Here is a 26,324-nt window from a genome sequence, read left to right on the forward strand (position 1 = left end):
GACCCCAAGACGATACGAGCCATCGTGGTCGTCTCGATTACTCAGTCGCGCATAGTCTTGATTCGGCCCGGTCGTAGCCGACTAAAGCCCCGGCGAACGGCAGGCGTCGCCACGCCAATATACAGGGTTTCAAAATCCTGCAATGGCGTTCTTTGCCCATCCATGGGGGGTTCAGCTATCATACTTCCCAAGCCTTGACTACACGCCTGAACCGGCTCCCGAAAACGGCTTTTCGCCGCATTGCGAGAGCCGGCAACCAGCTCAAATCATAGCCATCCCGCCGTTGACGTGAATCGTCTGCCCGGTGACATAGGCGGCCTCGTTCGAGGCCAGATAGACCGCTGCCGCAGCGATATCCTCGGGCGTTCCGAGCCGCGCCGCAGGAACCTTCGCCAGGATGGCTTCGCGCTGCTTGTCGTTGAGCGCATCCGTCATCGGCGTCTTGATGAAGCCCGGCGCGATGCAGTTCGCGGTCACGCCGCGCTTGGCGTATTCGGCGCCCAGCGTCTTGATCAGGCCGATGATGCCGGCCTTCGACGCTGAGTAGTTGCCCTGTCCCGGATTGCCGGTGACGCCGACGATCGAGGTGATCGCGATGATGCGGCCGAAGCGCTTGCGCATCATCAATTTGGTCGCCGCGCGCGCCAGGCGGAATGTCGCGGTCAGGTTGACCGCAATCACGTCGTCCCAATCCTCGTCGCGCAGCTGCACGAACAGGTTGTCGCGGGTGATGCCGGCATTCGCAATCAGGATGTCGACCTGCCCCATCGCGGCTTCCGCCGCCGGCACCAGCGCCTCGACGTCATCCTTGCTCGAGAGATTGCACGGCAGCACATGAACGCGCTCGCCGAGCTTGGCCGCGAAGCCGTCGAGCACCTCGCGCCGCGTCCCCGAAATCGCGACCGTCGCGCCCTGCGCATGCAGCGCCTGCGCGATCGCGCCGCCGATGCCGCCGGTTGCGCCCGTCACGAGCGCCGTCTTGCCAGTCAGATCAAACATCGAATTCTCCTTCCGGCTGCTTTACGCCGATGCTGCCAGCGCATCCTTGGCCGCAGCAATATCGTTCGGGCCGCCGACGGACACGCCGACCGCGCCATCGGCGATGCGCTTGACGAGGCCGCTCAGCACCTTGCCGGCGCCGATCTCGAAGAACCGCGTCACGCCCTGGCCGGCCATATAGGCAACCGACTCGCGCCAGCGAACCGTCCCCGTGACCTGCTCGACCAGGCGGCGGCGGATCTCGTCGGGATCGGTGATTGCGGAAGCCAGCACGTTGGAGACCAGCGGCGCCGCGGGCGCCTTGATGGTGACGCCGGCCAGCGCCTCCGCCATCGCATCGGCCGCCGGCTGCATCAGCTTGCAGTGGAACGGCGCCGACACCGGCAGCAGCATGGCGCGCTTGGCGCCCTTGGTCTTGGCGATCTCGACCGCGCGGTCGACCGCCGCCTTGTCGCCGGAGACCACCACCTGGCCACCGCCATTGTCGTTGGCCGCCTGGCAGACCTGGCCCTGCGCCGCCTCGTTGGCCACCGCGACCGCCGCCTCGTAGTCGAGGCCGAGCAGCGCGGCCATCGCACCGGCGCCGACCGGCACCGCCTTCTGCATGGCAAGCCCGCGGGTGCGTAGCAGCCGCGCGGTGTCGCTGACCGTCAGGCTGCCGGCGGCGGCCAGTGCCGAATACTCGCCGAGCGAATGCCCGGCAACGAAGGCCGCGTTGCGACCGACCGAGAAGCCGGCCTCGCTCTCGAGCACGCGCAACGTGGCGATCGAGACCGCCATCAGGGCCGGCTGGGCGTTTTCGGTCAGTTGCAATGTCTCGCCCGGACCATCCCAGATGATCGCGGTCAGCTTCTCGCCCAACGCGGAATCGACCTCGTCGAACACGGCCTTGGCGACCGGAAAGGCGTCGGCCAGGGCCTTGCCCATGCCAACCGCCTGCGAGCCTTGCCCGGGAAACGTGAATGCTGCCGTCATCGGCGCTCCCTACCTTGTTGAGCGTCATCCCCGCGCAAGCGCCGCGCCTGCCGCAGGGGAAAACGGTATCCCGTCGCGCGAAACGCGCCACAGCGGGTCCGGGCCCTGCCTTGCAACCGGCCTCGGACCGGGCCGTAAGACACTGATGGGGGGCGCGATGTCAAGCCGCGCGCGCGGAACCCTGGGGATGCCGGGGCCGGCTCCGCCTAGAATCCACCGGCATTCTGGTCGGCGTTAACCTCGGCGCCGGCCCGCGCCCGGCGGGCGCTGTTGACCAGTTGGCCCGGGCGGTCTTCCCGGTTGGGCTTGGCGGTCGCCAGCCGCAGCACGGCGGCATAGCCCGGCTGGACTTCCATCCGGTCGGCATAGCGGCTTCCGCTCAGGATGCGGTGGACGCGCGGCAGGTTGTAGCAGGGCACGTAGAACAGCAGATGATGCTCGAGGTGATAGTTCACGTAGTACGGCGCGATGAACAGCCGCTCGAGGACATTGGCCCGCGTGGTGCGGGTGTTGCGCAAGGGATCGGCGCTGTCGGGCACGACGGCATGTTCGGCGATGTTGCGGATCCGCGTGATCACCATCATCCAGGTCAGCAGCGGCGCCAGCCATAGCAGCGGATAGGCCCACCACACGCCCGCGGCGGCAAGTCCTGCGAACAGCAGCGCGTTGGTGACGCATTGCGGCCCGAGCTTCTGCCAGAAATTGGCGGCGCGCTGCGATAGCGGCCACTCTTTCGGCCCGATCGCGTTGAGCAGCTGCGCCTTGCGCTGCTGGTAGCCGGTCTGCCCGGTGATATCGCGGAGGAATTTCCGGCGGTAGCTCATCTTCGTGATCGGAAACGGTGCCGACAGAACCAGATCCGGATCATCCTCCTGCTGCGTCCGGGCGTGATGCTGCAGATGATAGCGGCGATAGCCGCGGGTTTCGGCGAAGATCGGATAGGCGCAGAACCATTGGCTCAGCGTGAGATTGGTCTTCTCGTTCGCGGAGAGACAGCCATGCGCACCGTCATGCATCAGGATGGCGAGTCCGAGCTGGCGCGAGCCGATGATCGCAACAGCAAGCAAATATGTCAGCGGATTGGGCCACCACGCGACCAGCGCGATCGCGCCCAGGATCAGCGCCCAGGCGTGCACGATCAGGGCTGCGCCCTTCCACGTCGTGCGTTGCCGGACGGCAACCAGTTCGTCCTCGGTGAGGAAATCGCGGGCACGCATGCGTAGCGCGGTCATGAGTTCGTCTCCCCGTCCGTTGAGGGTGAATGATCGCGATCGCCGACCAGGCGCAGCCGCGATCCATCATTGGCCGATGTCGATGTCGCCTGCTCGCCGAGCGCGCGCAGCAATTCGCGGCACATCTCCTCGGCGCCGCGGCCCATCGCAAAACCTTCAACGATCACGCCGATTGCAATCGCCCAGAACCGCCGCGAGCTCTCCTCGGGCGCGCGCAGCGAGCGCCAGCCGTGTCGCTCGACCTGATCCGCATAGGCGCGCGCGCCTTCGCTGTGCAGGCGCTCGATGGTGCGCTCGACCAAAGGCGCGAGATCCTGCCGGCGCCGTGTCAGGGTCAGGGCCTCGGCGAAGAAGGCGACCGTGTCGGTCGCGGTCACGGTCTCGGCCAAAGCGTGGGTGTAATCCCGCGGCGTGTGGGCCTTCAGGGCGGCCTGCTCGGTCGCGCGCGCGAGGTAAAGCATGTCGCGGCTGGCGGCTTCGACGAACAGCGCTTCCTTGGTGCGGAAGTAATAGGTGATCTGGCTCGGAAAGGCGTCGGCCGCTGCGGCAATGTCGGAGATCGACGTGCCCGAGAGCCCGCGCTCCTTGAACAGGCGGCTGGCGGCATCGAGCAGCAGCGAGCGCATCTTGCGCCCCGCCGACCGCGTCGCGCGAACCGCGTGCTTCGGATCGGGCGCAGACATGCCGCCGGCGGCCTTCGAACCCATCGATCATCCTCCCTGCGATATTTGTATGACATACAAACAAAGAAATCAATCCGGAACGGCGCGAAGTTGCGCCGATCGGCCCGGAGGGCTATCACCCGTGGCAAATCTGGGGGCCAGGACCCCTCTGCGCACCCTTGCCTTTGCGGCCAAAATCCGTATAAAGCGCGCCATTCGTGGGCTCCGGCCGGGAGCTGAACGGACGGTCTCAGCAAATTCACCCGTTGATTTTGATGTGGCAGGGCCAGTCGGCCCGTCGTCCCGTGCTCCCGCCTTCTGAGCAGCTCGAGTCCTTTCCGAAGGTCTCGAAGGGCTTGTCGCCGGAAACCACGCCAACACAGGAAAGGACAACCATGCCTCTTTATGAGCATGTTTTTCTCGCGCGTCAGGATGCGAGCACCCAGCAGGTGGATGAACTGACGGCCCAGATGACGGGTATCGTCGAACAGGGCGGCGGCAAGGTCACCAAGACCGAGAGCTGGGGCGTCCGCTCCCTCACCTACCGCATGAACAAGAACCGCAAGGCGCATTTCGTGCTGATGAACATCGACGCACCGTCGACTGTCGTCACCGAGATCGAGCGCCAGGAGCGGATCAGCGAAGACGTTATCCGCTATCTCACCGTGCGCGTCGAAGAGCACGAGGAAGGCCCGTCCGCCATGATGCGCAAGGCCGACCGTGACCGCGAGCGCGATGACCGTGGCGGTGGATTCCGGGGCGACCGCGAAGGCGGCTTCCGTGGTGATCGCGATGGCGGCGGCTTCCGCGGCGATCGTGGCCCGCGCCGTCCGCGCGAAGAAGAAGCTGCGACCGAGGAGTAATGAATCATGGCTGATGCTGGTGCCCGCCGTCCGTTTTTCCGTCGTCGCAAGTCCTGCCCGTTCACGGGCGCGAATGCGCCGAAGATCGACTACAAGGATTCCAAGCTGCTGATGCGTTACGTCTCCGAGCGCGGCAAGATCGTGCCGAGCCGCATCACGGCCGTGTCCGCCAAGAAGCAGCGTGAACTCGCCCGCGCCATCAAGCGCGCGCGCTTCCTCGGCCTGCTGCCCTACGTTATTCGCTAACCGTTACCGGCCGGCGGCACGCGCCGCCGGCCGCTCATTCTCATAAGGCTTCCGGGTCGTCCGGTCGCCGATGGTTGGGGTTCTCGACAGAGTGCCTCTAACCGCTCGAAAGGAGCGGGACAGCTGATGATCGCGATCCTCATTGTTGCACTTGCCGCCGGCGCCGCGTCGGCGCTGATGTTCGCCTCGATCAGTTCGGGCGCGCTGATCTCGTTGCTGCTGTACTTTCTTGCGCCGCTGCCGCTGATGGTGTCGGCGCTCGCTTGGGGACCGCTTGCCGCAGCCATCGGCGGTGTCGCTGCCGCCTCCGTGCTCGGCGCGATCTTCGGACTCCCTTATTGCATCGCGTTTGCCATAATGGTCGCCCTGCCCGGCTGGTGGCTCGGCCACCTCGCGCTGCTCGGACGGCCGATCGCGGGCGCAGCCGGCGACAACATAGCCCAGCAGCCGCCTGCGCTTGAATGGTACCCCGTCGGCCGTATCCTGCTCTGGGTCGCGGCCTTCGCGATCATCACCACAACCGCCGCGCTGCTCACGCTCGGCTCGGATGCCGACACAGTCACCGGTACTTTGCGGCGCGGTCTGCTTAAGGTGCTGAGCGCTGGCGAAGGGCTGCCCGGCGGTGAGATCGAACGGCTGGTCGACGTGCTGGTGATCCTCGCGCCCCTCGCCGCAACAATTCTCGCGATGGTGACGCTGACGCTAAGCTTGTGGCTCGCCGGCAAGATCGCACAAACCTCCGGGCGGCTGAACCGGCCGTGGCCGGAACTCCGCGGCACCGCCCTCCCCGCCATGACGCTGGTCGCGTTGTTGGTGGCGGTCGCCGTCAGCTTCGCCGGCGGCATGCTTGCGCTGCTGGCGCAGATCGTGACCACAGCGCTCGTGATCGCCTATGCGCTGGTCGGCTTCGCCGTGCTGCACACCCTGACGCTGTCGCTCGCCAATCGCGGCTTCTGGCTCGGCGGCATCTACGCCGTCGTCGTGATGTTCGGCTGGCCGATCGTCGCAATCTTCGCGCTCGGCATCGCCGACGCCGTGTTCGGACTGCGCCAGCGCTATCTGCAGACACGGCCGCCGCCTCTGCCTGCGGAGTGAGATTCGATCCAACCACTTAAACCCGATACTTAGCCTCTAAAGGAGAACGAAAATGGAAGTCATTCTGCTCGAACGCGTTGCCAAGCTTGGCCAGATGGGCGAAGTCGTGCGCGTCAAGGACGGGTTCGCCCGCAACTTCTTGCTGAAGCGCGGCAAGGCGCTGCGCGCCACCGAGGCGAACCGCGCCAAGTACGACGGCATGAAGGCCGAGCTCGAGGCCAACAACATCAAGGCCAAGGGCGAAGCCGCCTTGGTCGCCGAGAAGATCGACGGCCGCGACATCATCATCATCCGCCAGGCCTCCGAGTCCGGCCAGCTGTTCGGCTCGGTCACGGTGCGCGACATCGTCACGGCGCTGGCCGCCGACGGCGTCACGGTTTCCCGTCCGCAGGTCTGGCTCGACTCGCCGATCAAGGTAATCGGGCAGCAGAAGGTGACCATCGCCGTTCACCCCGAGGTCGAGACCAGCGTCACCGTGACGGTCGCCCGCTCCGCCGAAGAGGCCGAGCGGATCAAGCGCGGCGAGGACATCTCGACCCGCCAGGAAGACCAGGACGCTGCCGCCGAAGCGCTCGCCGCAGCCGGCGAATTCTTCGATCCGGAAGCGCAGCACGACGACGAGGCCGCGCCGGCTCCGGCTGCCGAAGAAAAGTAAGCGTCTCTTCATCCCTCCACCGACTGAAGCCCGGCCCCATCAGGCCGGGCTTTGGATTCGCGCCGTCGCCTGATCATCGAGCATCGCGATCGAAGCGAGCGCCGTCGCGGTATGCTTCTCCTTGCCGTCGATGATGCAGAACACGTCGGCTGCAACGACGGCGACCTGGCGTCCGGGTTTGATCACGCGCGCCCGGCAGATCAGGCGATCGCCCGATGCCGGCGACAGCAGGTTCAGCTTGTACTCGGCGGTCAGCGCGGGCTGGCCACGCGAGGTCGCCGCCGCAATCGTGGTGGCGTTGTCGACCAGGAACGCCGTCACCCCGCCGTGAAACAGGCCATGCTGCTGCAACAGCTCGGGCCGCCGGTCGACCGTGAGCGTGCATGCGCCGCGCGAGAGCTCGGCCACCTCAGCACCGACAAGACCCATGAAGCCCTGGCGGCCGACATTGTCGCGAATCCGCGTCGCGATCGGCGCAAAGTCCGGATCGGTCTCGTTCATGACGTCCCTCCTGCTCGCTCCGGCGCACCCGGCGCCACCACCGCGCGGATCGCGCAGGCGATCAGCGTCTCGACCTGTTCGCGCGGATCACCGGGATGGCGGCCCGATAGATAGGCGCGGCAAAAGATCTGCGCCGGCCCGATGATCTGGCTGAAGAAAAGTGTCGCGCTCATCGGCAGCAACTCGCCGCGCGCGAGCAGCGGCGCGCGCCAGCGCTCGATGCCATCGGTGAGCCGCGAGTTCTCGCTGCGCTGCGCGCCGCGCACCTCCTCGCTCCACTCGCTGCGCGAAATCTCGAACAGAAAGCGCGCCTCGCGCCTGAAGGTCACAACCCAATCGAGATGGGCGCGGATCAGCCGCGCAACGCCCTCGCTGGCGCCGTGCGTGTCGTTGACCGCGGTGATGATCGCGGCGTGGTAGGCCTGCAGGATCTCCAGGAACAGGGTTCCGGCGAGCTGCTTCTTCGAGGCGAAGAAATGGAAGAAGCTGCCGTTGGACGCGCGGGCACGGGAGCGGATCTCGGCCACCGTCGCGCCCTCGAACCCGTCGCGGTCGAACACCGCCAGTCCCGCCGCCAGGAGATCGTCGCGTGCCGTACTCACCCCCTGCTCCCTTCGTGACTAGATCAATACTCTAGAGCTTTACTCTAGTTGCGGTCAAATGATAACGCCGGACCTCACGGCCCGGCGTTGGCGATTACTTCGAGGTCGGCGCTTCCGGCGGACCGGAGCCCGGCGTCGTCGGGGGCGGAGGCGGCGGCGCAGCTGCGGTTACCGGCAGCGCGGCGGGCGCCGGCGCGGGCGAAGCGGCAGCGGCCGGCTCGGGCGCAGGGGAAGCGGCGGGAGCCGCTGGCGTGACCTGTGGAACCGGGTCGGATCGCGTGGCAGCCGGCTCGCTGCCCGCATTGCTCTTGGGCGTATCGACCTTGGGCGCCTCGACCTTGGCCGTGTCGGGCTGGCTGGCTGGCTTCGCCGGCTTCTCGGCCTCACCGTTGTCTTCGCGCTTGACGGCGGTCTGGGATTTGGGCTCGTCGCCCGCCGCCTCGCCCTTGGGCGCCTCGTCCGACTTCGGCTCCTCGACCGGCTTGCCGCGACGGCCATGTTTCTGGCGCGACGGCCTGCCCTCGCCCGCGGCCTGCGGGATCTGGCCGTCGTCCGGCTTGGCACCATCAGGCGTCTCGCTCGGACGCGCCATGCGCCGGCCGCGGTGGGCGGGACGCGCTTCGGGATTCAGACCGTCGGCGTCGGGCTTCGCGGCTTCCCTCGCACCTTCTTTGGTCCCCTCCTGCGGCGCCGCCCCCTGATGCTGCCGGCGCGACGGGCGCTCGGCCGGCTGCTCCGGAGACTGGTTTGCCTCCTGCCTGCCGTCCCGGCCCTTGGCCCCCTTGGGCTGATCCTTGGCCTGGTAGCGCGGATCGTTGGCGCCGTTCGAAATCAGATAGGACGCCAGCACGCCGGCCATGTCGCTCGACGTCGTGTAGTGCTGGCGCAGGAAGCCCGGCAGCGAGCCGGCCGGCACGGTCTTCAAGAGACCGCGCGGGCTCTTGTGGCAGGCCGTGCAGGTGTTGGCGAAGATCTGGGAGGGGCTTTTGCCGGCCTCGAGGTTTTGCGCTTGCGCTGATACGGCCGACAGGCAGCCAATCAGAAGCGTCACCGTCGCCAGACTGAGGGCTCGGCTCACCATTCCTTAAGTCTCCAGATTCCGGAAAAATCGCCGCCTGCGCCTCATGGATCGGCCGCGGCGGTCACCTTTTAGCCGATTATCACGCGAATGGAAGCGGGCGCGTGACGCATCCACGCAATTGTCACATTTTGGAATATCGGCTTTGAGCACAATGCAATAGCGCGATCCAATTCCCTGCCTATGTTTAGGTTGGGGACACATTGGAGTGATCAGCTCCGGTGGTGTCAGTGTGCAGCTTGCCGTTCCGTTGGTGCTTCGATGGACCGATTGTTGCGATTTTTCTTGGGGCGCTTCATCCGCCGCGGCTCGATCACGTTCACGACCGCGAGCGGCGCCAAATTCACCTGTGGTGACGGCACGGGCATTCCCGTCGCCGCACGGTTCATGACCAGGGCCGCCGAACTGCGCATTTTGGTGGATCCCGAGCTTTATCTCGGCGAAGCCTTCATGGACGGCACTTTCGTGGTGGAGCAAGGCACCATCGCCGATGTGCTCGCTGTCCTGATGGGCCAGGCGGCCATGTTGCCGAACTTTGCCAGGATGCAGGCCTGGGTTCGTTTTCTCGGGCGGCGCGCCCAGCAGCTCAACGTGCGCGGCCGGTCCCGGCGCAATGTCGCCCGTCATTACGACCTCGACGGCCGCCTCTATTCCCTCTTCCTCGACGCCGACAAGCAATACAGCTGCGCCTATTTCGAGACGCCGGACTCGACGCTGGACGATGCCCAGCTCGCCAAGAAGCGCCACCTTGCAGCAAAACTCCTGATCAAGCCCGGCGACCGCGTCCTCGACATCGGTTCCGGCTGGGGCGGGCTGGGGCTCTATCTCGCCGAGATGAGCGGCGCCGACGTCACCGGCGTCACGCTATCGACCGAGCAGCTGCAGATTGCCAACGCCCGGGCCGCGGAGAAGAACCTGGCGCACTCCGCGCGTTTCCTGCTGCAGGACTACCGCGACATCCCCGGCCCGTTCGACCGCATCGTCTCGGTCGGCATGTTCGAGCATGTCGGGGTCGCGTTTTACGAAACCTTCTTCAAGCGCTGCGCCGAGCTGCTGAGCGATGACGGGGTCATGCTGTTGCACTCGATCGGCCGCTCGACCGGTCCCGATGTCACCAGCCCCTGGATCCGGAAATACATCTTCCCCGGGGGCTACATTCCGGCGCTCTCCGAGGTCATGCCGGCGATCGAGAAGGCCGGACTGCTGATCTGCGACATGGAAATCCTGCGCCTGCACTATGCGGACACCCTGAAGGCGTGGCGCGACCGCTTCATGGCGCGGCGCGAGGAAGCCGTGCGACTCTACGACGAGACCTTTGCCCGGATGTGGGAATTCTATCTGGCGGCCTCGGAGATGTCGTTCCGGGTGCAGAACATGATGAATTTCCAGCTGCAGCTGACCAAGCGCCAAGGCATCGTGCCGATGACCCGCGACTATATCGGGCGCGAGGAAGGCCGCCTCCGGCTCAAGGAAGCCGGCGCCGCAAAACCCCGGCTGCAACTCGCCGGCGAATAGGCCTGAAAGAACGGGTACCGCTAGTTGCGCAGGCCGTCGGCGAGCCGCGATGGGCGAAGGTCGGCGCCGGGCGCGCCAAGTGAGCCGCCGCGGCCGAAATCAGGCTGATGTCGCAAGGAACGATCCGGACCTCCGGACGCGCCGCCTGCTCCATGGCTTCGACAAGCGACGCCAGCCAGCGGCGGTCCACGCCGCCTGCCCGGCCAAGCCTTGGTCGCACTGTCTGAAACTCTCGAGCCATCGTCGCCGTATCTTCCCCGAGCGAAGACAACCCGGAATCCACCGGGTCGTTCCCGCGAAGCCGCCGCAAAGAAAAAAGCGGCAGATGTGATCTGCTTCACAGAGGTCCGTTCCGGGCTGTCGTAGTGGTTTGAAATGACCCGAGAACCGCACCAGACGACGTTGGACCCGCAACGCGACCTCGTGACCGACTACGCCTTGATCGCAACCGGCGTTGCCGCCGCCTTGATCGCGCTGGCTTTCCTCATCCTGGTCTGAGGAACCGAGGCCAGCACCGAACTCGTCGATGGTTGGGCGCGGCAGCCCGGTAAAAGGTTCAGGCCGCCCCTAATTTTTGCCGACCACATCTTAGATCGGTCGCGCTCCCGCTCCTTTCGACCGAAACCCCGTCAAGCGGAATGCATCCGGCAGTCCCGGATTCACACATTGCGTTGTGTGAATCGTGCATAAGAAACATCCGTCCTTTCGCTTCGTGCCGGGCTGGCGCTTGATCGCGGCCCCGCAGCCGAAAATCTCAGTAACGACGAAATCGGAAGAATAAGCTCGTCCATGGCCTTGACTGATTCGAACGTCCACAAGCTCGCGCCCGACGCCGCGTCCCCGACCTATCGGAGCGCGCCGCACAACATCGAAGCGGAACAAGGGCTGCTCGGCGCGATACTGGTCAACAACGACGCCTTCTACCGGGTCTCCGATTTTCTGGAGCCGAAGCACTTCTTCGAAGCCATCCACCAGCAGATCTATGAGACGGCCGGCAGTCTGATTCGGATGGGCAAGGTTGCGAATCCCGTGACCTTGAAGACGTTCCTGCCTGCCGATCTGGACCTTGGCGGCATGACGGTCAGCCAATACCTCGCCCGCCTCGCCGCCGAAGCGACCACCATCATCAACGCCCAGGACTACGGGCGTACCGTCTATGATCTCAGCCTGCGCCGCAACCTGATCCAGATCGGCGAGGAGATCGTCAACGTCGCCTACGACGCACCAGTCGACTTTGCCCCGCGCGCGCAGATCGAGGACGCCGAACGGCAGCTCTACAGCCTCGCCGAAACCGGCCGCTACGATGGCGGCTTCCAGCGCTTTGCGGACGCACTCACGGTCGCCGTCGACATGGCGGCGAAGGCGTTCCAGCGCGACGGCAAACTGTCCGGTATTTCGACCGGACTGCGCGACCTCGACGCCAAGATGGGCGGATTGCAGCCGAGCGACCTGATCGTGCTCGCCGGCCGTCCCGGCATGGGCAAGACCTCGCTCGCCACCAACATCGCCTACAACATCGCCAAGGCTTATGTCCCCGAGGTACAGGCCGACGGCACCACCAAGGCGGTGAACGGCGGCGCGGTCGGCTTCTTCTCCTGCGAAATGAGCGGCGAACAGCTCGCCACCCGTATTCTCGCCGAACGCACCGGCATTCCCTCCAGCCATATCCGGCGCGGCGGTATCTCCGAGCTCGATTTCGAGAAGATCCGCGACTGCTCGATCGAGTTGCAGTCGCTGCCGTTCTACGTCGACGAAACCGGCGGTCTCTCGATCTCGCAGCTCACCGCGCGCGCCCGCCGCCTCAAGCGGCAGAAGGGTCTCGACCTGATCGTGATCGACTACATCCAGCTGTTGCAGGGCTCGGGCAAGAAAGGCAACGACAACCGCGTACAGGAAATCACCGAGATCACCACCAATTTGAAAGCGCTGGCGAAGGAGCTCAACGTCCCCGTGATCGCGCTGTCGCAGCTCTCGCGCCAGGTCGAAAACCGCGACGACAAGCGGCCCCAACTTTCGGACCTGCGCGAATCCGGCTCGATCGAGCAGGACGCCGACGTCGTGATGTTCGTGTACCGCGAGGAATACTATCTCGCGAACAAGGAGCCGCGGCCCGGCACCCCGGAGCACGCGACCTGGCAAGCCGAAATGGAGCGCGCGCTCGGCAAGGCCGAAGTCATCATCGGCAAGCAGCGCCACGGTCCGACCGGCACCGTCGAGCTGCACTTCGAAGCCAGCGTCACCCGGTTCGGCGATCTCGCATCGGACGGACTGGTCCCGGACCGCCCCCCCTCCTACTAAAGGTGGGGCACAGTTGAAGGCCGCTGGTCCCGCTTGTACAACTGAGCCATGAACATCGTGACCGACGCGAAATCGCAGCTGACGCCCGAAGCCAGTCTGCTGGCGGCCCATCCGACCGCCACCGGCATCCTCACCATCGACCTCGACGCCATCATCGCGAACTGGCGCAAGCTCGAGAAGACCGCGGTCCCGGCGGAATGCGCCGCCGTGGTCAAGGCCAACGCCTATGGTTGCGGCGCCGAGCAGGTATCGCGGGCGCTGGCCAGGGCGGGCTGCAAGACCTTCTTCGTCGCCACCGTCGAGGAGGCCGCCGTGGTGCGCGCGGCCGTTCCGCAGGCGACCGTCTATGCGCTTGGCGGCTTCTTCCAGCAGACCGGCGACGCCTATGCCAAGATCGACTGCAAGCCTGTCATCGGCGATCTCAACGAGCTCGCCGAATGGGACGTGTTCTGCCGACGCTCCGGCTGGTCCGGCGGCGCCGCCATCCATATCGACACCGGCATGAACCGGCTCGGGCTGACGGTCAGCGAAGCCCAAGGCATCATCCCGCGCATCAACGCCGGCGATCACGGCATCACGCTGGTGATGAGCCACCTCGTCTCCGCCGAACTGCTCAACAACCCCGCCAACGCCAGGCAGCTGGCGAGCTTCCGCGAGATCGCGAGCCTGTTCACCGGCGTGCCGGCCTCGCTCGCGAACTCCTCCGGCGTGTTCCTCGGCGCGCAATTCCAGTTCGAGATGGTGCGGCCGGGCTGCGCGCTCTATGGCGTCAACCCGACGCCGGAGGCCGACAACCCGATGCAGCAGGTGGTCGACCTCAAGGCGCGCATCGTGCAGATCCGCAACATCGATCGCGGCGAGACCGTCGGCTATGGCGGCACCTGGACCGCGCGCCGGCCGACCCGGCTTGCGATCGTCTCCGCGGGCTATGCCGACGGCTATTTCCGCGCCGCCAGCGCCAATGACGGCACCCGCGGCGCCGAGGTCGTGGTCGCCGGCAAGCGCTGCCCGATCGCCGGCCGCGTCTCGATGGATTTGATCGCGGTCGACGTCACCGATCTCGACAAGAGTGCCGTACGGCGCGGCCACATGGTGACGCTGATCGGCGAAGGCATCACGGTCGACGAGCTCGCGCATCATTTCGGCACCATCGGCTACGAGGTGCTGACCAGCCTCGGTCGCCGCTTCGTGCGCATCTACAAGGGCGGTGATGCCGTCGCCGCGACAAGCGACGCTGCGACCGAGAAGAGCGAGCCGGCCGCGGCGCAAGCAGCGCCTCCGGCCTTGCCGGCGGCAGCCCCGCCTGCACCGCCACCATTGCCTGCCGCCGCGCCAACGGCACCGTCCGCCTGACGCGATCGAGGTTCGCGATTGCGCATGAAGATCGCGACCTTCAACATCAACAACGTCAATCGCAGGCTCCCCAACCTCCTGCGCTGGCTGAAATCGGCCAGGCCCGACGTTGTCAGCTTGCAGGAGTTGAAAGCCGGCGACGCCGAGTTTCCCGCTGCCGCGCTCGAGAAGGCCGGTTACGGCGCGGTGTGGCAGGGACAGAAGACCTGGAACGGCGTTGCCATCCTCGCCCGCAAGGCCGAGCCGGTGTTGATCCGCACCGCCCTGCCCGGCGACCGCGACGACGATGAGGCGCGCTACATCGAGGCCGCGGTGCGCGGCATCGTCGTGACCAGCCTTTACCTTCCGAACGGCAATCCGCAGCCCGGCCCGAAATTCGACTACAAGCTCGCCTGGTTCAAGCGGCTGCGCGCCCACGCCGCCAAGCTGCTCAAGCAGGAGGTCCCCGTGGTGCTCGCCGGCGACTACAACGTCGCGCCGACGCCTCTCGACATCTATCCGACCCGCTCCTGGGACAAGGATGCACTGATCCAGCCGAAGAGCCGCGCCGCGTTCAAGGCGCTGGTCGACCAAGGCTGGTGCGATGCGCTCCGCACGCTGCATCCGGATGATCAGATGTTCACCTTCTGGGACTACAAGCGCAATCGCTGGCCGCGCGATGCCGGCCTCCGGCTCGATCATCTGCTGCTCAGCCCCGACGTGGCGTCGCGGCTTCTGAAGGCCGGCGTCGACCGCGCCATTCGCGGCGAGGACGGCGCCAGCGATCACGCGCCGGCATGGGTGGTGTTGAAGTGATGGGGTTGCGTGTCGCGATCGAGCCCCAATCACTCTGTGGTCCCTGCTTTCGCAAGGGACGACACTGAGTTTGTTTCGAGCTGCGCTTCTGATACTGAAGGGGCTTGCGCCGTCGGGCAAGTCAGCGGCATGAGGCGATTGCCATCGGGAGCGCCCATGGGCTTTCTCTTCGTCCTGATCGTAGGCCTCGTCGCCGGCACCATCTCAGGCATCGTCGGCACCGGCTCGTCGATCATGCTGATGCCGGTGCTGGTCTATCAATACGGGCCGAAGCAGGCGGTGCCGATCATGGCGGTCGCGGCCGTGATGGCCAATCTGTCGCGCATCCTGGCCTGGTGGCGCGAGGTCGACTGGCGCGCCTGCGCCGCCTACTCGGTCACCGGCATTCCGGCCGCCGCGCTCGGCGCGCGCACCCTGCTCGCTTTGCCCTCGCGCGCGGTCGATATCGCGATCGGCGTGTTCCTGATCGCCATGGTACCGGTGCGGCACTGGCTGGCGCAGCACAGACTGAAAGCCAATCTTTGGCATCTCGCAATCGGGGGCGCGCTGATCGGCTATCTTACCGGCATCGTGGTCTCGACCGGCCCGCTCAGCGTGCCGCTGTTTTTGTTCTACGGCCTCAGCAAGGGCGCCTTCCTCGCCACCGAAGCGGCAAGCTCGCTCGGGCTCTATGTCAGCAAGTCGGTGACCTTCGAGCGGTTCGGCGCGCTGACACCGGACATCGCGCTGAAGGGCCTGATCGCGGGCGCCTCGCTGATGGCCGGCGCCTTCATCGCAAAGCGCTTCGTGCTGCAAATGAAGCCGGAGGCGTTCCGCCTGATCATGGACGGCATCATGCTGGCGGCGGGCACGGCGTTGCTGTGGTCGGCGGCGACGTCGTAGACGTCCGACCTCCTGCGCATCAAACGCCACGCTTTCCTCATTCCGTGCTAATGGGTGTTGCGGATTCGAAACCACCGCTGAACCAATCCCATCCATGGCCAAATCCACCCTCTCCTTCGTCTGCCAGAACTGCGGCGCGGCGTATAATCGCTGGCAGGGCAAGTGCGATTCCTGCGGCGAGTGGAACACGCTGGCCGAGGAAGACACCACGGGCTCGGTGCCGGTCTCGATCCGCAGCAAGCGCAAAGGGCGGACGTTCGCGCTGGAATCGCTGTCCGGCAAAACCCAGGACGCGCCGCGGCTGTCGTCGGGCATGGCCGAGCTCGACCGCGTCACCGGCGGCGGCTTCGTCCGCGGCTCGGTGCTGTTGGTCGGCGGCGATCCCGGCATCGGAAAATCCACGCTGCTCACGCAGGCCACCAGCATGATGGCGCGCGCCGGCCATCGCGCGGTCTACATCTCGGGCGAAGAAGCGGTCGCCCAGGTGCGGCTGCGCGCCGAGCGGCTCGGGCTCGCGGACGCGCCGGTGCAGCTCGCCTCCGAAACCTCGGTCGAGGACATCGTCTCGACGCTGTCGGAAGGCGCGGTGCCGCGCCTGATCGTGATCGACTCGATCCAGACCATGTGGACCGACACGGTCGAATCCGCGCCCGGCACGGTGACCCAGGTCCGCGCCTCGGCGCAGGCCCTCATTCGCTTTGCCAAGAAGACAGGGGCAACCATCATCCTGGTCGGGCATGTGACCAAGGACGGCCAGATCGCCGGCCCCCGCGTGGTCGAGCACATGGTCGATGCGGTGCTGTCGTTCGAGGGCGAAGGCTCGCAGCAGTTCCGCATCCTGCGCTCGGCGAAGAACCGCTTTGGCGCGACCGACGAGATCGGCGTGTTCGAGATGACCGGCCTCGGCCTGCGCGAGGTCACCAACCCCTCGGAATTGTTCCTCTCCGAACGCGAGCTCGGCAGTCCCGGTACCGCGGTGTTTGCCGGCATCGAGGGCACCCGCCCGGTGCTGGTCGAGTTGCAGGCGCTGGTGGCGCCGACCTCGCTCGGCACGCCGCGCCGCGCCGTGGTCGGCTGGGATCCGAGCCGGCTCTCGATGGTGCTGGCGGTGCTGGAAGCGCATTGCGGCGTCAAATTGTCCGGACATGACGTCTATCTCAATGTCGCGGGCGGCCTGCGCATCCAGGAGCCGGCCGCGGACCTCGCCGCGGCGGCCGCGCTGGTCTCCTCGCTGGTGAATGCGCCCTTGCCGACGGACGCGGTCTATTTCGGCGAGATTTCGCTGTCGGGCGCGATCCGCCCGGTGGCGCAGACCCCGGCCCGGCTGAAAGAGGCCCTCAAGCTCGGCTTCGGCCGCGCCATCCTGCCCGAATCGGCCCGCGGCGATGGCGGCGGCGATAGCGGGCTTGCGCTGAACAGCGTCGGCAATCTGACCACGCTGGTCGCCGAAATTGCCGCGCGCGGCACTCCCCGAGGCGGCCGGGCTGCGCCGCGCGACGACCAGGACGGCTCCAGGGGCGCTGACGCGGCTGAGAAAAATGCCACACCGGCCCGATTCCGTCGCGAGACCAGCTAAAGCGGGCGTGACGTATCAGCCCCCCGCCGCTATACATCCGCCGCGCGGGACAGGTGGTGTTGCGGCCTTGCCGAATGCCCCCGATGCGCCTCAGTTAGGACGGCACCGACTTTGCCGATTCGCGAGCCCTTAACAGCGGACCCAAACGTACCAGCGGACCTGACCAGCCGATGCCCATAACGATACTTGATCTCGTCCTGCTCGGCGTGATGCTGATCTCGGGCCTGCTCGCCATGGTGCGCGGCTTCATGCGCGAGATCCTGTCGATCGCGGCCTGGGGCGCCGCCGCGCTGGTCACGCTGTATGCTTTCTCGAAGCTGCTACCGACCGCCAAAACTTACTTCAATAACGACACGGTCGCGGCCGTGGTGGTGGTGGCCGGCGTCTTCATCGGCACGCTGATCGTGGTCTCGATCATCACGGTGCGGATCTCGGACATGATCCTGGATTCGCGGATCGGCGCGCTCGACCGCACCCTCGGCTTCCTGTTCGGGCTCGCCCGCGGCCTCCTGATCGTGGTCGTGGCGTTCATGTTCTTCACCTGGCTGGTTCCGGACAAGCAGCGGCCCGATTGGGTGACCGGCGCGAAGTCCCGGGTGGTGCTGCAGGGAACCGGGGATTGGCTGATGGCGCTCTTGCCTGACGACCCCGAGAACACCATCTTAAAGAAGTTCAAGAAGAATAAGCCGGACGACGATTCTGCGGCTGATACCAACGATCAGGCGACGCCGGCGTCCGGCGATGGCTACAGCAAACCTGCGCGTGACAGCTTGAAAAAGCTGATCGAGAAACCCGCGGGCCGATAACTTATTTTGGGCCCCTCACGAGAGGCGATGAACGAGATGCAAACCCCTTCCGATCACGCCGCCCAAATGGATCTCGACCTCGGCCCGATCGAAATGCAGGATCATCTTCGACAAGACCAACTCCGGGACAACGATCTCAGATACCACCCTGATCTCGATGGCGACACGCTCCGCGAGGAATGCGGCGTGTTCGGCGTCTTCGGCCACCCTGAGGCCGCCGCGATCACCGCGCTCGGCCTGCACGCCCTGCAACATCGCGGCCAGGAGGCCGCCGGCATCGTCTCCTTCGACGGCGGCCGCTTCCACAGCGAACGCCGCCTCGGCCTGGTCGGCGATGCCTTCTCCCGCCGCGAGGTGATCGATCGGCTGCCCGGCAACGCCGCGGTCGGCCATGTCCGCTACTCCACCACCGGCGGCACCATCCTGCGCAACGTGCAGCCGCTGTTCGCCGAACTCAGCGCCGGCGGCTTTGCGGTCGGCCATAACGGCAATTTGACCAACGGCCTCACCCTGCGCCGCGAACTGGTCAAGGGCGGCGCCATGATGCAGTCGACCACCGACACCGAGGTGATCCTGCATCTCGTCGCACAGTCCAAGCGCACCCACTTCATCGACCGATTCATCGAGGCGCTGCGCACCATCGAGGGCGCCTATGCACTGGTCGCGCTGACCAACAAGAAGCTGGTTGGCGCCCGCGATCCGCTCGGCATCCGTCCGCTGGTGCTCGGCGATCTGGACGGCCACCCGATCCTGACCTCGGAGACCTGCGCGCTCGACATGATCGGCGCAAAATATGTCCGCGATATCGAGCCCGGCGAGATCATCGTGTTCGACGAGCGGGGCGCGCACAGCCACAAGCCGTTCCCGCCGAAGCCGGCGCGGCCCTGCATCTTCGAGTACATCTATTTCGCGCGGCCGGATTCGATCGTCGGCGGCCGCTCGGTGTACGACGTGCGCAAGGCGTTCGGCGCCCAGCTCGCGCGCGAGAGCCATCCCGAGGTCGACGTCGTGGTGCCGGTGCCGGATTCCGGCGTGCCCGCCGCGGTCGGCTACAGCCAGTATTCCGGCGTGCCGTTCGAACTCGGCATCATCCGCAACCACTATGTCGGCCGCACCTTCATCCAGCCGACCCAGACCGTGCGCGAGCTCGGCGTGCGCATGAAGCATTCGGCGAACCGCGCCGCGATCGAAGGCAAGCGCATCATCCTGATCGACGACTCGCTGGTGCGCGGCACCACCTCGAAGAAGATCGTGCGCATGATGCGCGACGCCGGCGCCCGCGAGGTGCATTTCCGCCTCGCCTCGCCGCCGATCCTCTATCCCGACTATTACGGCATCGACCTGCCGGATCGCGGCGGCCTGCTCGCCGCGACCCATTCGCTCGAGGAGATGCGCGACATCATCGGCGCCGACTCGCTCGCCTTCCTGTCGATCGACGGCATGTACCGCGCGATGGGCTATGAAGGGCGCGACCCGGCCAATCCGAGATTCGCCGACCATTGCTTCACCGGCGCCTATCCGACCCACCTCACCGACCAGAGTGAAACCGAGGCCCCGCCGCGCCAGCTGTCGCTGCTGGCCGAGGCGAGCTGAGGCCACCACCGCTGTCGTCCCTGCCCAGGGCGCGATTGCGCTCCGGAGCAGGGACCCATAGCCACCGGGCCTCGTTTTTTCGGGCGGCATCGGTTGCGAACACTTTTGCACAATACGACCGCCGCGGCGTATGGGTCCCTGCTTTCGCAGGGACGACCACGATAGAGTTACGCTCATGACAAGACCCCTCGCCTCCCGTATTGCCCTCGTGACCGGCGCCTCGCGCGGGATCGGCTATGCGACATCCGTCGCGCTGGCCAAGGCCGGCGCGCATGTCGTGGCAGTGGCGCGCACGCAAGGCGGGCTGGAGGAGCTCGACGACGAGATCCGCAAGGACGGCGGCAGCGCCACGCTGGTGCCGCTCTCGCTCACAGATTACGACGGCATCGCGCGGCTCGGGCTCGCGCTGCATGAGCGCCACGGCAAGCTCGACATCCTCGTCGGCAATGCCGGCACCGCCGGCCCGTCGTCGCCGCTCGGCCATATCGAGCTGAAGCCGTGGAACGACGTGTTCGCGATCAACGTCACGGCGAATTTCCAGCTGATCCGCTGCATGGACCCGCTGCTTCGCCAGTCCGACGCCGGCCGTGCCGTGTTCGTCACATCGGGCGTGGCGCACAAGGCCAACGCCTATCTCGGCCCCTATGCCGCCTCGAAGGCCGCGCTGGATGCGCTGGTGCGCTCCTGGGCCAACGAGACTGCCAACACGGCGCTGCGCGTCAATCTGTTCAGCCCAGGGCCGATCCGCACCCGGATGCGCGCGCAGGTGTTTCCCGGCGAAGACCCGATGACGCTGGACACGCCCGACATGGCCGCCGAATTCATCGTGCCGATGTGTTCGCCGGAGTGGACCGAGACCGGCAAGCTCTACGACTACAAGGCGCGCACGCTGCGCAGCTTCCAGCCGCCGGCGTGACCGTATCCCGCCGCCGTCATTGCGAGGAGCGGCAGCGACGAAGCAATCCATGCGTCCGTATCCGCGGAAGGATGGATTGCTTCGCTGCGCTCGCAATGAGGGTGGTACCCGTTGACACCCTCCCCTCCCCGCGATTGACTGCGCGCCCAAGCGGGACGACCGCCAAGAAAAATCTCGGGAGGCATCATGACGCCGGCGTTCAATCGCGCGCGCTCCATTCTGTCCGGATTGTTTCTCACCGTCTGCATCGCATCAGCAGTCTTTTTTGCTCAGCCAACGCCCGCCAGGGCCGGTGACGTCCCGACCTTCGCGGTCGACGCATCTTGGCCCAAGCAGCTGCCGAACAACTGGATCATCGGCCAGGTCGGCGGCATCACCGTCGACTGGCAGGGACATATCTGGGTGGTCCACCGGCCGCGCTCGCTGACCGATGGCGAGAAGGCGGCGAGCTTCACGCCGCCGCGCGCCAAGTGCTGCGTCGCGGCGCCGCCGGTGCTCGAATTCGATGTCGACGGCAACCTGCTGCGCGCCTGGGGCGGCTCCGGCGACGGCTATCAATGGGTCGGCCGCGAGCACGGCATCGAGGTCGACGAGCGCGGCTTCGTCTGGATCGGCGGCAACGCCGACGACGACAGCGCGATCCTGAAGTTCTCGCTCGACGGCAAGTATCTCGGCCAGATCGGCAAGATCGCAGCCCGTACCAACAGCAACGACACCACCCAGCTCGGCCGCCCCGCCGAGATGGCGATCGACAAGGATGCCAACGAGCTCTACGTCGCAGACGGCTATGGCAACCGCCGCGTCATCGTGTTCGACGCCACCACGCTGGTGTACAAGCGGCACTGGGGCGGCTACGGCAAGCTCCCCACCGACGACAAGCAGCCGCCCTATGATCCAAGCGCCGCGGTGCAGGAGCAGTTCGGCAATCCCGTGCATTGCATCAAGATCGCCAATGACGGGCTGGTCTATGTCTGCGACCGCAGCCAGGACCGCATCCAGGTCTTCCAGAAGAACGGCACCTTCGTCAGAGAATGGTTCTACGAGAAGAACACCCGCGGTGACGGCGCGGTGTTCGATCTCGCGCTGTGGCCCGATCCGAAGCAGACCTATCTGCTCAACGCCGACGGCGCCAACAACGAGATCCGCGTGCTGAAGCGCGACGACGGCACCGTGGTCGGCACCTTCGGCCATAGCGGCCGCAATGCCGGACAGTTCGCCCTGCTCCATGTCATGGCGGTCGACCAGAAGGGCAACGTCTATACCGGCGAGGTCGAGGGCAAGCGGATCCAGAAGTTCAAGCTGACCTCGGACGCGCTCAAGTAGAGTGACGGCAGGATGACGCTTCGACGCAGTTCATCCGGCTTTATGCGGATTGCCGCTCGTCCAAGGAAAGGGTAAGCGGGAACGCGAACGACCCGCACAAGGCCCCACAAGAGGGCCGTTGCGGAAAAAATTGACAGTGGAGGAAATGTCTCATGACGACGACGCTCGCACGGCGCCACGCCGTGCTTCTCGCTTGCGCTGCACTCGGCCTTGCTACGCCTGCCTTTGCTCAGGACAAGAATGTCAAGATCGGCGTGCTGAACGACATGTCGGGCCTCTATGCCGACATCGGCGGTCCGAATTCGGTGGCCGCGGCCAACATGGCGGTGGAAGATTCCGGCCTACGCGCCAAGGGCTGGAAGATCGACGTGGTCAGCGGCGACCACCAGAACAAGCCGGACGTCGGCGTCAACATCGCGCGCAACTGGATCGACAACGACAAGGTCGACATCATCACCGATACGCCGAACTCCGGCGTCGCGCTGGCGGTGAGCAACCTTGCCAAGGAGAAGAACTCGATCGTGCTCAACTCGGGCGCGGCGACCGCCGACCTCACCGGCAAGGCTTGCAACGCCAACACGATCTCCTACACGTTCGACACCTACATGCTCGCCAATGGCACCGGCAAGGCGCTGACCAAGGCGGGCGGCGACACCTGGTTCTTCCTCACCGCCGACTACGCCTTCGGCCATGCGCTGGAGCGCGATACCTCGGGCGTCGTCACCGCCAATGGCGGCAAGGTGCTCGGCGGTGTCAAGCACCCGCTCAACACCGCGGATTTCTCCTCGTTTCTGCTGCAGGCGCAGGCCTCCAAGGCCAAGATCATCGGCCTCGCCAATGCCGGCGGCGACACCACCAACGCGATCAAGCAGGCGTCCGAATTCGGCATCACCGCCGGCGGACAGAAGCTCGCGGCTCTGTTGCTGTTCGTCAACGACGTGCATGCGCTAGGCTTGAAGATTGCCCAGGGCCTCACCTTCACCGAGTCGTTCTATTGGGACATGAACGACCAGACCCGCGCCTGGTCGAAGCGCTTCCAGAAGGTCTCGCCGAAGGGCTCGATGCCCTCGATGACGGTCGCCGGCGTCTATGCCGGCGTGCTGCATTATCTGAAGGCATTGGACGCGATGGGCGGCAATCCGCATGACGGCGCCAAGGTCGTCGCCAAGATGAAGGAGATCCCGACCGACGACCCGCTGTTCGGCAAGGGCCCGCTGCGGATCGACGGCCGCCGCATCATCCCGGCCTATCTGTTCGAGGTGAAGAAGCCGGAAGAGTCCAAATATCCCTGGGACTATTACAAGCTGATCGCCACCATCTCGCCGGAAGATGCCGCCAAGCCGCTCGAGGCCAGCGATTGTCCGCTGGTGAAGAAGTAGGCGCGTCGAAGCGTAACCCACCGACTTTCTCTCGGCGGCGACAATGGTGGGTTACGCCTTCGGCTAACCCACCAACGAAGCCCCTACGCCTTCTTCGCCGCCGTTACGCGCCAGGCGATGGCGAGCGCGAGCAGCAGCAGCGCGCCCGCCAGATAGAACGGCGCACCGGGCAGCTTCATGGGCACGTTGTCGCCGATGAAATAGGCGAAGGTCAGCGTGAACAGGAACGGGCCGATCAATTCCGACATGCTCTGCACGCTCGATGTCGCGCCCTGCAGCTGGCCTTGTTGATCGGCGGCGACGAGCTGCGTCGTCAGGGCCTGCGTCGCGGCGCCCGAGATGCCCCAGAACGCCATCACAGGAATGCCGATCCAGAACAGTTGCCCGGTCGATGCCGCGCCAAAGATCAAAAAGCCCAAGGCGCCGCAGACGAGGCCGAGGAACAACGCGTTGCGCTCGCCGAGGCGCTGCACGATTGGGCCGATCGCCGCGCCCTGCACGACCATGCCGCAGAGGCCGACCAGCGCCAGCGTCGCGCCGACGGTGCCGGTGTCCCAGCCGTAGCGATAGGTGGCGTAGAGCACGAACACCGAGGGCAGCACGACATGCGCGAGTTGGCCGAAGAACGTTGCCAGGGACAGGCCGGCAAGCGTCGGGTTCGCGCGGAGGAAATGCAGCGCACCGATCGGATTGGCGCTCTTCCATTTGAACGGCGCGCGGCGCTCGACCGGCAGCGATTCCGGCAGGATGAACAGGCCATAGAGGCCGTTGACGAAACTCAGGCCCGCCGCCGCCCAGAACGGCAGCCGCGGATTGATGAAGATCACGGCGCCGCTGCGTGCCTGCGGCACCGACATTGCGTCAGCTCCCGCCTCTCCGCTCACGACGGGCGCTTGCGCTTGTGGGCGAACGGATTGGTCTTCTCGCGCAGCGTGATCCGGATCGGCGTGCCCGGCAGATCGAAGGTCTCGCGCAGCGAGTTGGTGAGGTAACGCAGATAGGATCTCGGGATCGCATCGGCGCGCGAGCAGAACAGAACGAAGCTCGGCGGGCGCGCCTTCACTTGCGTGATGTAGTTCAGCTTCAGCCGGCGGCCCGAGACGGCCGGCGGCGGGCTCGCCTGGATCGCCTGCTCGAACCAGCGATTGAGCCCCGCAGTCGGCAAGCGCCGGTTCCAGACCGCATAGGCTTCCTGGATCGCAATCATCAGGCGGTCGATGCCCTCGCCCATCAAGCCGGAGACGGCGACGATCGGCACGCCCTTGACCTGCGGCAGCCAGTGGTCGGCATCGGTGCGCAGCTGCGAGATCTGATTGGCCTTGCGCTCGACGAGGTCCCATTTGTTGACCGCGAGCACGATGGCGCGGCCTTCGCGCTCGACCAGGTCGGCGATGCGCAGATCCTGCTCCTCGAACTTGTTCTGCGCGTCCATCATCATCACGACGACTTCGGCGAAACGCACCGCGCGCAACGCGTCGGCGACCGAGAGCTTTTCCAGCTTCTCCTCGATCCGCGAGCGGCGGCGCAGGCCGGCGGTATCGAACACGCGGAACTGGCGGCCCTGCCAGGTGATCTCGACCGCGATGGAATCCCGCGTGGTGCCGGCCTCGGGGCTGGTCAGCAGCCGCTCCTCACCGAGCAGATGGTTGATCAGCGTCGACTTGCCGGCGTTGGGCCGGCCGACGATGGCAACGCGGATCGGGCGCTGCGCGGCCTCCTCCTCCGAGATGTCCTCGTCATCCTCGACCTCGTCGTCTTCCTCTGGTGTCGCGGGCACCAGCGCGCTCAGCGCCTCGTGGAGGTCGCCCATGCCCTCGCCGTGCTCGGCCGAGATCTGCACGGGATCGCCGAGGCCGAGCGCGTAGGATTCCATCGCGCCGATCTCGCCATGCTTGCCTTCGGCCTTGTTGGCGACCAGCACCACCGGCTTGTTGGCCTTGCGGGCGAAGTCGGCGAAGGCGCGGTCGGTCGGCGTCAGGCCGACGCGGGCGTCGATCACGAACATCAGGGCGTCGGCGAGCTCGATCGCGGTTTCGGTCTGCTCCTGCATCCGCGCCGTCAGCGAGCCCTTGGCGCCCTCATCGAGCCCCGCGGTGTCGATGATGGTGAAGTCGAGATCGTAGAGCCGCGCCTGGCCCTCGCGGCGGTCGCGGGTCACGCCGGGCTCGTCGTCCACCAGCGCGAGCTTTTGGCCGACCAGCCGGTTGAACAGCGTCGACTTTCCGACATTGGGCCGGCCGATAATGGCAATGGTAAAAGACATGGATCATCCCGGCGCGGTCTGTCATCCGCGGGTCAAGGTGCTAGAAAGAACTACAGCAGGAATGCGGCGAAGCAAATGATGCAGCACCTTCTCCCTCACCCCGTTCTTGCGGGGCGAGGTGGAATCCGCAGGCGATTAGCGGCTAAATCCACCGCTCGGTAGCGGCGCGGGGAACGCGCCGCCGGATTGTTGCGTGGTCTGGGTCTGCTGGGCCGGCGCCGCAGGCTGCGCCTGCTGGTCGTCGGCCGGCGGCGCGGTGGTGCGGCGGCGGACGATCTTCTTCGGCTTCGGCTCGGGCGGCAGCGCGGCGGGCGCACCCTCTTCCGGCGCCGCGGCATCGGGGGCAGCCGCCTGATCTGCGGCCGGAGCGGCCCGCTTGGAGTGCTTCTTGGCGCCCTTCGGCGGCTCCGGTGGCGGAGCCGGCTGGGCGGCGGCCGCCGCCGCGGCGTTCTGCTGGTCGAGCTGCTCCTGCTGCGAGCCCTTGTACAATTCCTTCGGCACGCCCTGCTCGAGGCCGGGCACGCCTTCCGGGAATACCGGCTTGCGGTCGCCCTGCAGCTTCTTCTTGGTGTCGAGGAAGTCGAGCAAATCGCTCGGATCGAAATTGGCCATGCCGCCACTGCCACAGCCGGCCAGCACGCTGCAAAGCGCTGTCAGAACTGCGGCTGCGATCAGGCGTTGCGAGCGGCGCATGGTCGATCTCTCACTCAAACTCGG

Annotated in this window: 25 protein-coding genes and 1 pseudogene; 16 read left to right on the top strand and 10 right to left on the bottom strand. The window is 66.1% G+C overall.

The annotated features are described in order from the left end of the window. Positions 1 to 261: 261 nt before the first annotated feature. The 4 genes from fabG to ACVW1C_RS02925 form a co-directional block, all read right to left on the bottom strand. Entirely contained in the window at positions 262 to 999 is a 738-nt protein-coding gene (fabG, locus tag ACVW1C_RS02910; RefSeq protein ID WP_456757095.1) for a 3-oxoacyl-[acyl-carrier-protein] reductase, read from the bottom strand. A gap of 21 nt (positions 1,000 to 1,020) precedes the next feature. After that, positions 1,021 to 1,974, bottom strand: a complete 954-nt coding sequence (fabD, locus tag ACVW1C_RS02915; RefSeq protein ID WP_173643192.1) for an ACP S-malonyltransferase — start codon at positions 1,972 to 1,974, stop codon at positions 1,021 to 1,023. A 206-nt stretch (positions 1,975 to 2,180) separates the two neighbouring features. Next, on the bottom strand, positions 2,181 to 3,206 hold the full coding sequence (locus ACVW1C_RS02920; RefSeq protein WP_456757096.1) for a fatty acid desaturase family protein: 1,026 nt from the start codon (positions 3,204 to 3,206) through the stop codon (positions 2,181 to 2,183). Continuing rightward, the gene (locus ACVW1C_RS02925; RefSeq protein WP_456757097.1) at positions 3,203 to 3,913 is read right to left on the bottom strand and encodes a TetR/AcrR family transcriptional regulator C-terminal domain-containing protein; all 711 of its coding nucleotides are present in this window, start codon (positions 3,911 to 3,913) and stop codon (positions 3,203 to 3,205) included. The genes ACVW1C_RS02920 and ACVW1C_RS02925 overlap by 4 nt, the downstream gene beginning before the upstream one ends. Positions 3,914 to 4,263: 350 nt before the next feature. Between ACVW1C_RS02925 and rpsF the strand changes: the two genes are divergently transcribed. The 4 genes from rpsF (at position 4,264) to rplI (ending at position 6,727) form a co-directional block, all read left to right on the top strand. Beyond that, positions 4,264 to 4,731 (top strand): 30S ribosomal protein S6, encoded by a 468-nt coding sequence (gene rpsF, locus ACVW1C_RS02930; RefSeq protein WP_106322796.1) that lies wholly within the window; start codon positions 4,264 to 4,266, stop codon positions 4,729 to 4,731. 6 nt (positions 4,732 to 4,737) lie between these two features. Further along, on the top strand, positions 4,738 to 4,977 hold the full coding sequence (gene rpsR / locus ACVW1C_RS02935) for a 30S ribosomal protein S18 (RefSeq protein WP_016844287.1): 240 nt from the start codon (positions 4,738 to 4,740) through the stop codon (positions 4,975 to 4,977). 126 nt (positions 4,978 to 5,103) lie between these two features. Beyond that, the gene (locus tag ACVW1C_RS02940) at positions 5,104 to 6,072 is read left to right on the top strand and encodes a hypothetical protein (protein WP_456757098.1); all 969 of its coding nucleotides are present in this window, start codon (positions 5,104 to 5,106) and stop codon (positions 6,070 to 6,072) included. Positions 6,073 to 6,124: 52 nt separating this feature from the next. Beyond that, a complete protein-coding gene (gene rplI, locus ACVW1C_RS02945) occupies positions 6,125 to 6,727 on the top strand; it encodes a 50S ribosomal protein L9 (protein WP_456757099.1) in 603 nt (200 codons plus the stop codon). Positions 6,728 to 6,766: 39 nt separating this feature from the next. Here the strand turns inward: rplI and ACVW1C_RS02950 are convergent, their stop codons facing one another. From ACVW1C_RS02950 to ACVW1C_RS02960, 3 genes are all read right to left on the bottom strand, one after another. Further along, a complete protein-coding gene (locus ACVW1C_RS02950; protein WP_456757100.1) occupies positions 6,767 to 7,228 on the bottom strand; it encodes a PaaI family thioesterase in 462 nt (153 codons plus the stop codon). Next, on the bottom strand, positions 7,225 to 7,830 hold the full coding sequence (locus tag ACVW1C_RS02955) for a TetR/AcrR family transcriptional regulator (protein WP_456757101.1): 606 nt from the start codon (positions 7,828 to 7,830) through the stop codon (positions 7,225 to 7,227). The genes ACVW1C_RS02950 and ACVW1C_RS02955 overlap by 4 nt, the downstream gene beginning before the upstream one ends. A gap of 94 nt (positions 7,831 to 7,924) precedes the next feature. Then, a complete protein-coding gene (locus ACVW1C_RS02960) occupies positions 7,925 to 8,911 on the bottom strand; it encodes a hypothetical protein (protein ID WP_456757102.1) in 987 nt (328 codons plus the stop codon). 258 nt (positions 8,912 to 9,169) lie between these two features. On the opposite strand from ACVW1C_RS02960, the gene ACVW1C_RS02965 reads away from it, so the two are divergent. The 12 genes from ACVW1C_RS02965 to ACVW1C_RS03020 all read left to right on the top strand — a co-directional run bounded on the left by ACVW1C_RS02965 (position 9,170) and on the right by ACVW1C_RS03020 (position 23,344). Then, the gene (locus ACVW1C_RS02965; protein ID WP_456757103.1) at positions 9,170 to 10,423 is read left to right on the top strand and encodes a class I SAM-dependent methyltransferase; all 1,254 of its coding nucleotides are present in this window, start codon (positions 9,170 to 9,172) and stop codon (positions 10,421 to 10,423) included. Between the two features lie 375 nt (positions 10,424 to 10,798). Further along, a complete protein-coding gene (locus tag ACVW1C_RS02970; protein ID WP_456757104.1) occupies positions 10,799 to 10,921 on the top strand; it encodes a hypothetical protein in 123 nt (40 codons plus the stop codon). 291 nt (positions 10,922 to 11,212) lie between these two features. Then, entirely contained in the window at positions 11,213 to 12,721 is a 1,509-nt protein-coding gene (locus ACVW1C_RS02975) for a replicative DNA helicase (protein ID WP_456757105.1), read from the top strand. A 48-nt stretch (positions 12,722 to 12,769) separates the two neighbouring features. Continuing rightward, positions 12,770 to 14,074, top strand: coding sequence for an alanine racemase (gene alr / locus ACVW1C_RS02980; protein ID WP_456757106.1), 1,305 nt, complete (start codon positions 12,770 to 12,772; stop codon positions 14,072 to 14,074). A gap of 24 nt (positions 14,075 to 14,098) precedes the next feature. After that, positions 14,099 to 14,869, top strand: a complete 771-nt coding sequence (locus tag ACVW1C_RS02985; RefSeq protein ID WP_456757107.1) for an exodeoxyribonuclease III — start codon at positions 14,099 to 14,101, stop codon at positions 14,867 to 14,869. A gap of 156 nt (positions 14,870 to 15,025) precedes the next feature. Then, positions 15,026 to 15,751, top strand: a complete 726-nt coding sequence (locus ACVW1C_RS02990; protein WP_456757108.1) for a sulfite exporter TauE/SafE family protein — start codon at positions 15,026 to 15,028, stop codon at positions 15,749 to 15,751. Positions 15,752 to 15,845: 94 nt separating this feature from the next. Beyond that, on the top strand, positions 15,846 to 17,327 hold the full coding sequence (radA, locus tag ACVW1C_RS02995; RefSeq protein WP_342722384.1) for a DNA repair protein RadA: 1,482 nt from the start codon (positions 15,846 to 15,848) through the stop codon (positions 17,325 to 17,327). Between the two features lie 170 nt (positions 17,328 to 17,497). Then, on the top strand, positions 17,498 to 18,133 hold the full coding sequence (locus ACVW1C_RS03000) for a CvpA family protein (protein ID WP_050406454.1): 636 nt from the start codon (positions 17,498 to 17,500) through the stop codon (positions 18,131 to 18,133). 27 nt (positions 18,134 to 18,160) lie between these two features. Next, entirely contained in the window at positions 18,161 to 19,726 is a 1,566-nt protein-coding gene (purF, locus tag ACVW1C_RS03005; RefSeq protein WP_456757109.1) for an amidophosphoribosyltransferase, read from the top strand. Positions 19,727 to 19,901: 175 nt separating this feature from the next. Next, the gene (locus ACVW1C_RS03010) at positions 19,902 to 20,642 is read left to right on the top strand and encodes an SDR family NAD(P)-dependent oxidoreductase (protein WP_456757110.1); all 741 of its coding nucleotides are present in this window, start codon (positions 19,902 to 19,904) and stop codon (positions 20,640 to 20,642) included. 186 nt (positions 20,643 to 20,828) lie between these two features. Next, on the top strand, positions 20,829 to 21,965 hold the full coding sequence (locus ACVW1C_RS03015) for a hypothetical protein (protein ID WP_456757111.1): 1,137 nt from the start codon (positions 20,829 to 20,831) through the stop codon (positions 21,963 to 21,965). Between the two features lie 152 nt (positions 21,966 to 22,117). Further along, complete coding sequence (locus ACVW1C_RS03020) at positions 22,118 to 23,344, top strand: ABC transporter substrate-binding protein (protein ID WP_456757112.1); 1,227 nt, start codon at positions 22,118 to 22,120, stop codon at positions 23,342 to 23,344. 83 nt (positions 23,345 to 23,427) lie between these two features. Here the strand turns inward: ACVW1C_RS03020 and ACVW1C_RS03025 are convergent. The 3 genes and pseudogenes from ACVW1C_RS03025 to ACVW1C_RS03035 form a co-directional block, all read right to left on the bottom strand. After that, positions 23,428 to 24,162, bottom strand: a pseudogene (locus ACVW1C_RS03025) (MFS transporter); the annotation flags it as partial. Between the two features lie 62 nt (positions 24,163 to 24,224). Next, positions 24,225 to 25,607: a ribosome biogenesis GTPase Der gene (gene der, locus ACVW1C_RS03030; RefSeq protein ID WP_456757113.1), complete on the bottom strand. Its 1,383-nt coding sequence runs from the start codon at positions 25,605 to 25,607 to the stop codon at positions 24,225 to 24,227. A gap of 135 nt (positions 25,608 to 25,742) precedes the next feature. Then, positions 25,743 to 26,300, bottom strand: a complete 558-nt coding sequence (locus tag ACVW1C_RS03035; RefSeq protein WP_456757114.1) for a hypothetical protein — start codon at positions 26,298 to 26,300, stop codon at positions 25,743 to 25,745. Between the last annotated feature and the right edge of the window lie 24 nt (positions 26,301 to 26,324).

Source organism: Bradyrhizobium sp. USDA 4011 (assembly GCF_054063415.1).

What these genes read in the sequence shown, in the direction of transcription:
- fabG (WP_456757095.1), bottom strand. Translation starts at nt 999, where the DNA reads ATGTTTGATCTGACTGGCAAGACGGCGCTCGTGACGGGCGCAACCGGC.
- fabD (WP_173643192.1), bottom strand. Translation starts at nt 1,974, where the DNA reads ATGACGGCAGCATTCACGTTTCCCGGGCAAGGCTCGCAGGCGGTTGGC.
- ACVW1C_RS02920 (WP_456757096.1), bottom strand. Translation starts at nt 3,206, where the DNA reads ATGACCGCGCTACGCATGCGTGCCCGCGATTTCCTCACCGAGGACGAA.
- ACVW1C_RS02925 (WP_456757097.1), bottom strand. Translation starts at nt 3,913, where the DNA reads ATGGGTTCGAAGGCCGCCGGCGGCATGTCTGCGCCCGATCCGAAGCAC.
- rpsF (WP_106322796.1), top strand. Translation starts at nt 4,264, where the DNA reads ATGCCTCTTTATGAGCATGTTTTTCTCGCGCGTCAGGATGCGAGCACC.
- rpsR (WP_016844287.1), top strand. Translation starts at nt 4,738, where the DNA reads ATGGCTGATGCTGGTGCCCGCCGTCCGTTTTTCCGTCGTCGCAAGTCC.
- ACVW1C_RS02940 (WP_456757098.1), top strand. Translation starts at nt 5,104, where the DNA reads ATGATCGCGATCCTCATTGTTGCACTTGCCGCCGGCGCCGCGTCGGCG.
- rplI (WP_456757099.1), top strand. Translation starts at nt 6,125, where the DNA reads ATGGAAGTCATTCTGCTCGAACGCGTTGCCAAGCTTGGCCAGATGGGC.
- ACVW1C_RS02950 (WP_456757100.1), bottom strand. Translation starts at nt 7,228, where the DNA reads ATGAACGAGACCGATCCGGACTTTGCGCCGATCGCGACGCGGATTCGC.
- ACVW1C_RS02960 (WP_456757102.1), bottom strand. Translation starts at nt 8,911, where the DNA reads ATGGTGAGCCGAGCCCTCAGTCTGGCGACGGTGACGCTTCTGATTGGC.
- ACVW1C_RS02965 (WP_456757103.1), top strand. Translation starts at nt 9,170, where the DNA reads ATGGACCGATTGTTGCGATTTTTCTTGGGGCGCTTCATCCGCCGCGGC.
- ACVW1C_RS02970 (WP_456757104.1), top strand. Translation starts at nt 10,799, where the DNA reads ATGACCCGAGAACCGCACCAGACGACGTTGGACCCGCAACGCGACCTC.
- ACVW1C_RS02975 (WP_456757105.1), top strand. Translation starts at nt 11,213, where the DNA reads ATGGCCTTGACTGATTCGAACGTCCACAAGCTCGCGCCCGACGCCGCG.
- alr (WP_456757106.1), top strand. Translation starts at nt 12,770, where the DNA reads ATGAACATCGTGACCGACGCGAAATCGCAGCTGACGCCCGAAGCCAGT.
- ACVW1C_RS02985 (WP_456757107.1), top strand. Translation starts at nt 14,099, where the DNA reads ATGAAGATCGCGACCTTCAACATCAACAACGTCAATCGCAGGCTCCCC.
- ACVW1C_RS02990 (WP_456757108.1), top strand. Translation starts at nt 15,026, where the DNA reads ATGGGCTTTCTCTTCGTCCTGATCGTAGGCCTCGTCGCCGGCACCATC.
- radA (WP_342722384.1), top strand. Translation starts at nt 15,846, where the DNA reads ATGGCCAAATCCACCCTCTCCTTCGTCTGCCAGAACTGCGGCGCGGCG.
- ACVW1C_RS03000 (WP_050406454.1), top strand. Translation starts at nt 17,498, where the DNA reads ATGCCCATAACGATACTTGATCTCGTCCTGCTCGGCGTGATGCTGATC.
- purF (WP_456757109.1), top strand. Translation starts at nt 18,161, where the DNA reads ATGAACGAGATGCAAACCCCTTCCGATCACGCCGCCCAAATGGATCTC.
- ACVW1C_RS03010 (WP_456757110.1), top strand. Translation starts at nt 19,902, where the DNA reads ATGACAAGACCCCTCGCCTCCCGTATTGCCCTCGTGACCGGCGCCTCG.
- ACVW1C_RS03015 (WP_456757111.1), top strand. Translation starts at nt 20,829, where the DNA reads ATGACGCCGGCGTTCAATCGCGCGCGCTCCATTCTGTCCGGATTGTTT.
- ACVW1C_RS03020 (WP_456757112.1), top strand. Translation starts at nt 22,118, where the DNA reads ATGACGACGACGCTCGCACGGCGCCACGCCGTGCTTCTCGCTTGCGCT.
- der (WP_456757113.1), bottom strand. Translation starts at nt 25,607, where the DNA reads ATGTCTTTTACCATTGCCATTATCGGCCGGCCCAATGTCGGAAAGTCG.
- ACVW1C_RS03035 (WP_456757114.1), bottom strand. Translation starts at nt 26,300, where the DNA reads ATGCGCCGCTCGCAACGCCTGATCGCAGCCGCAGTTCTGACAGCGCTT.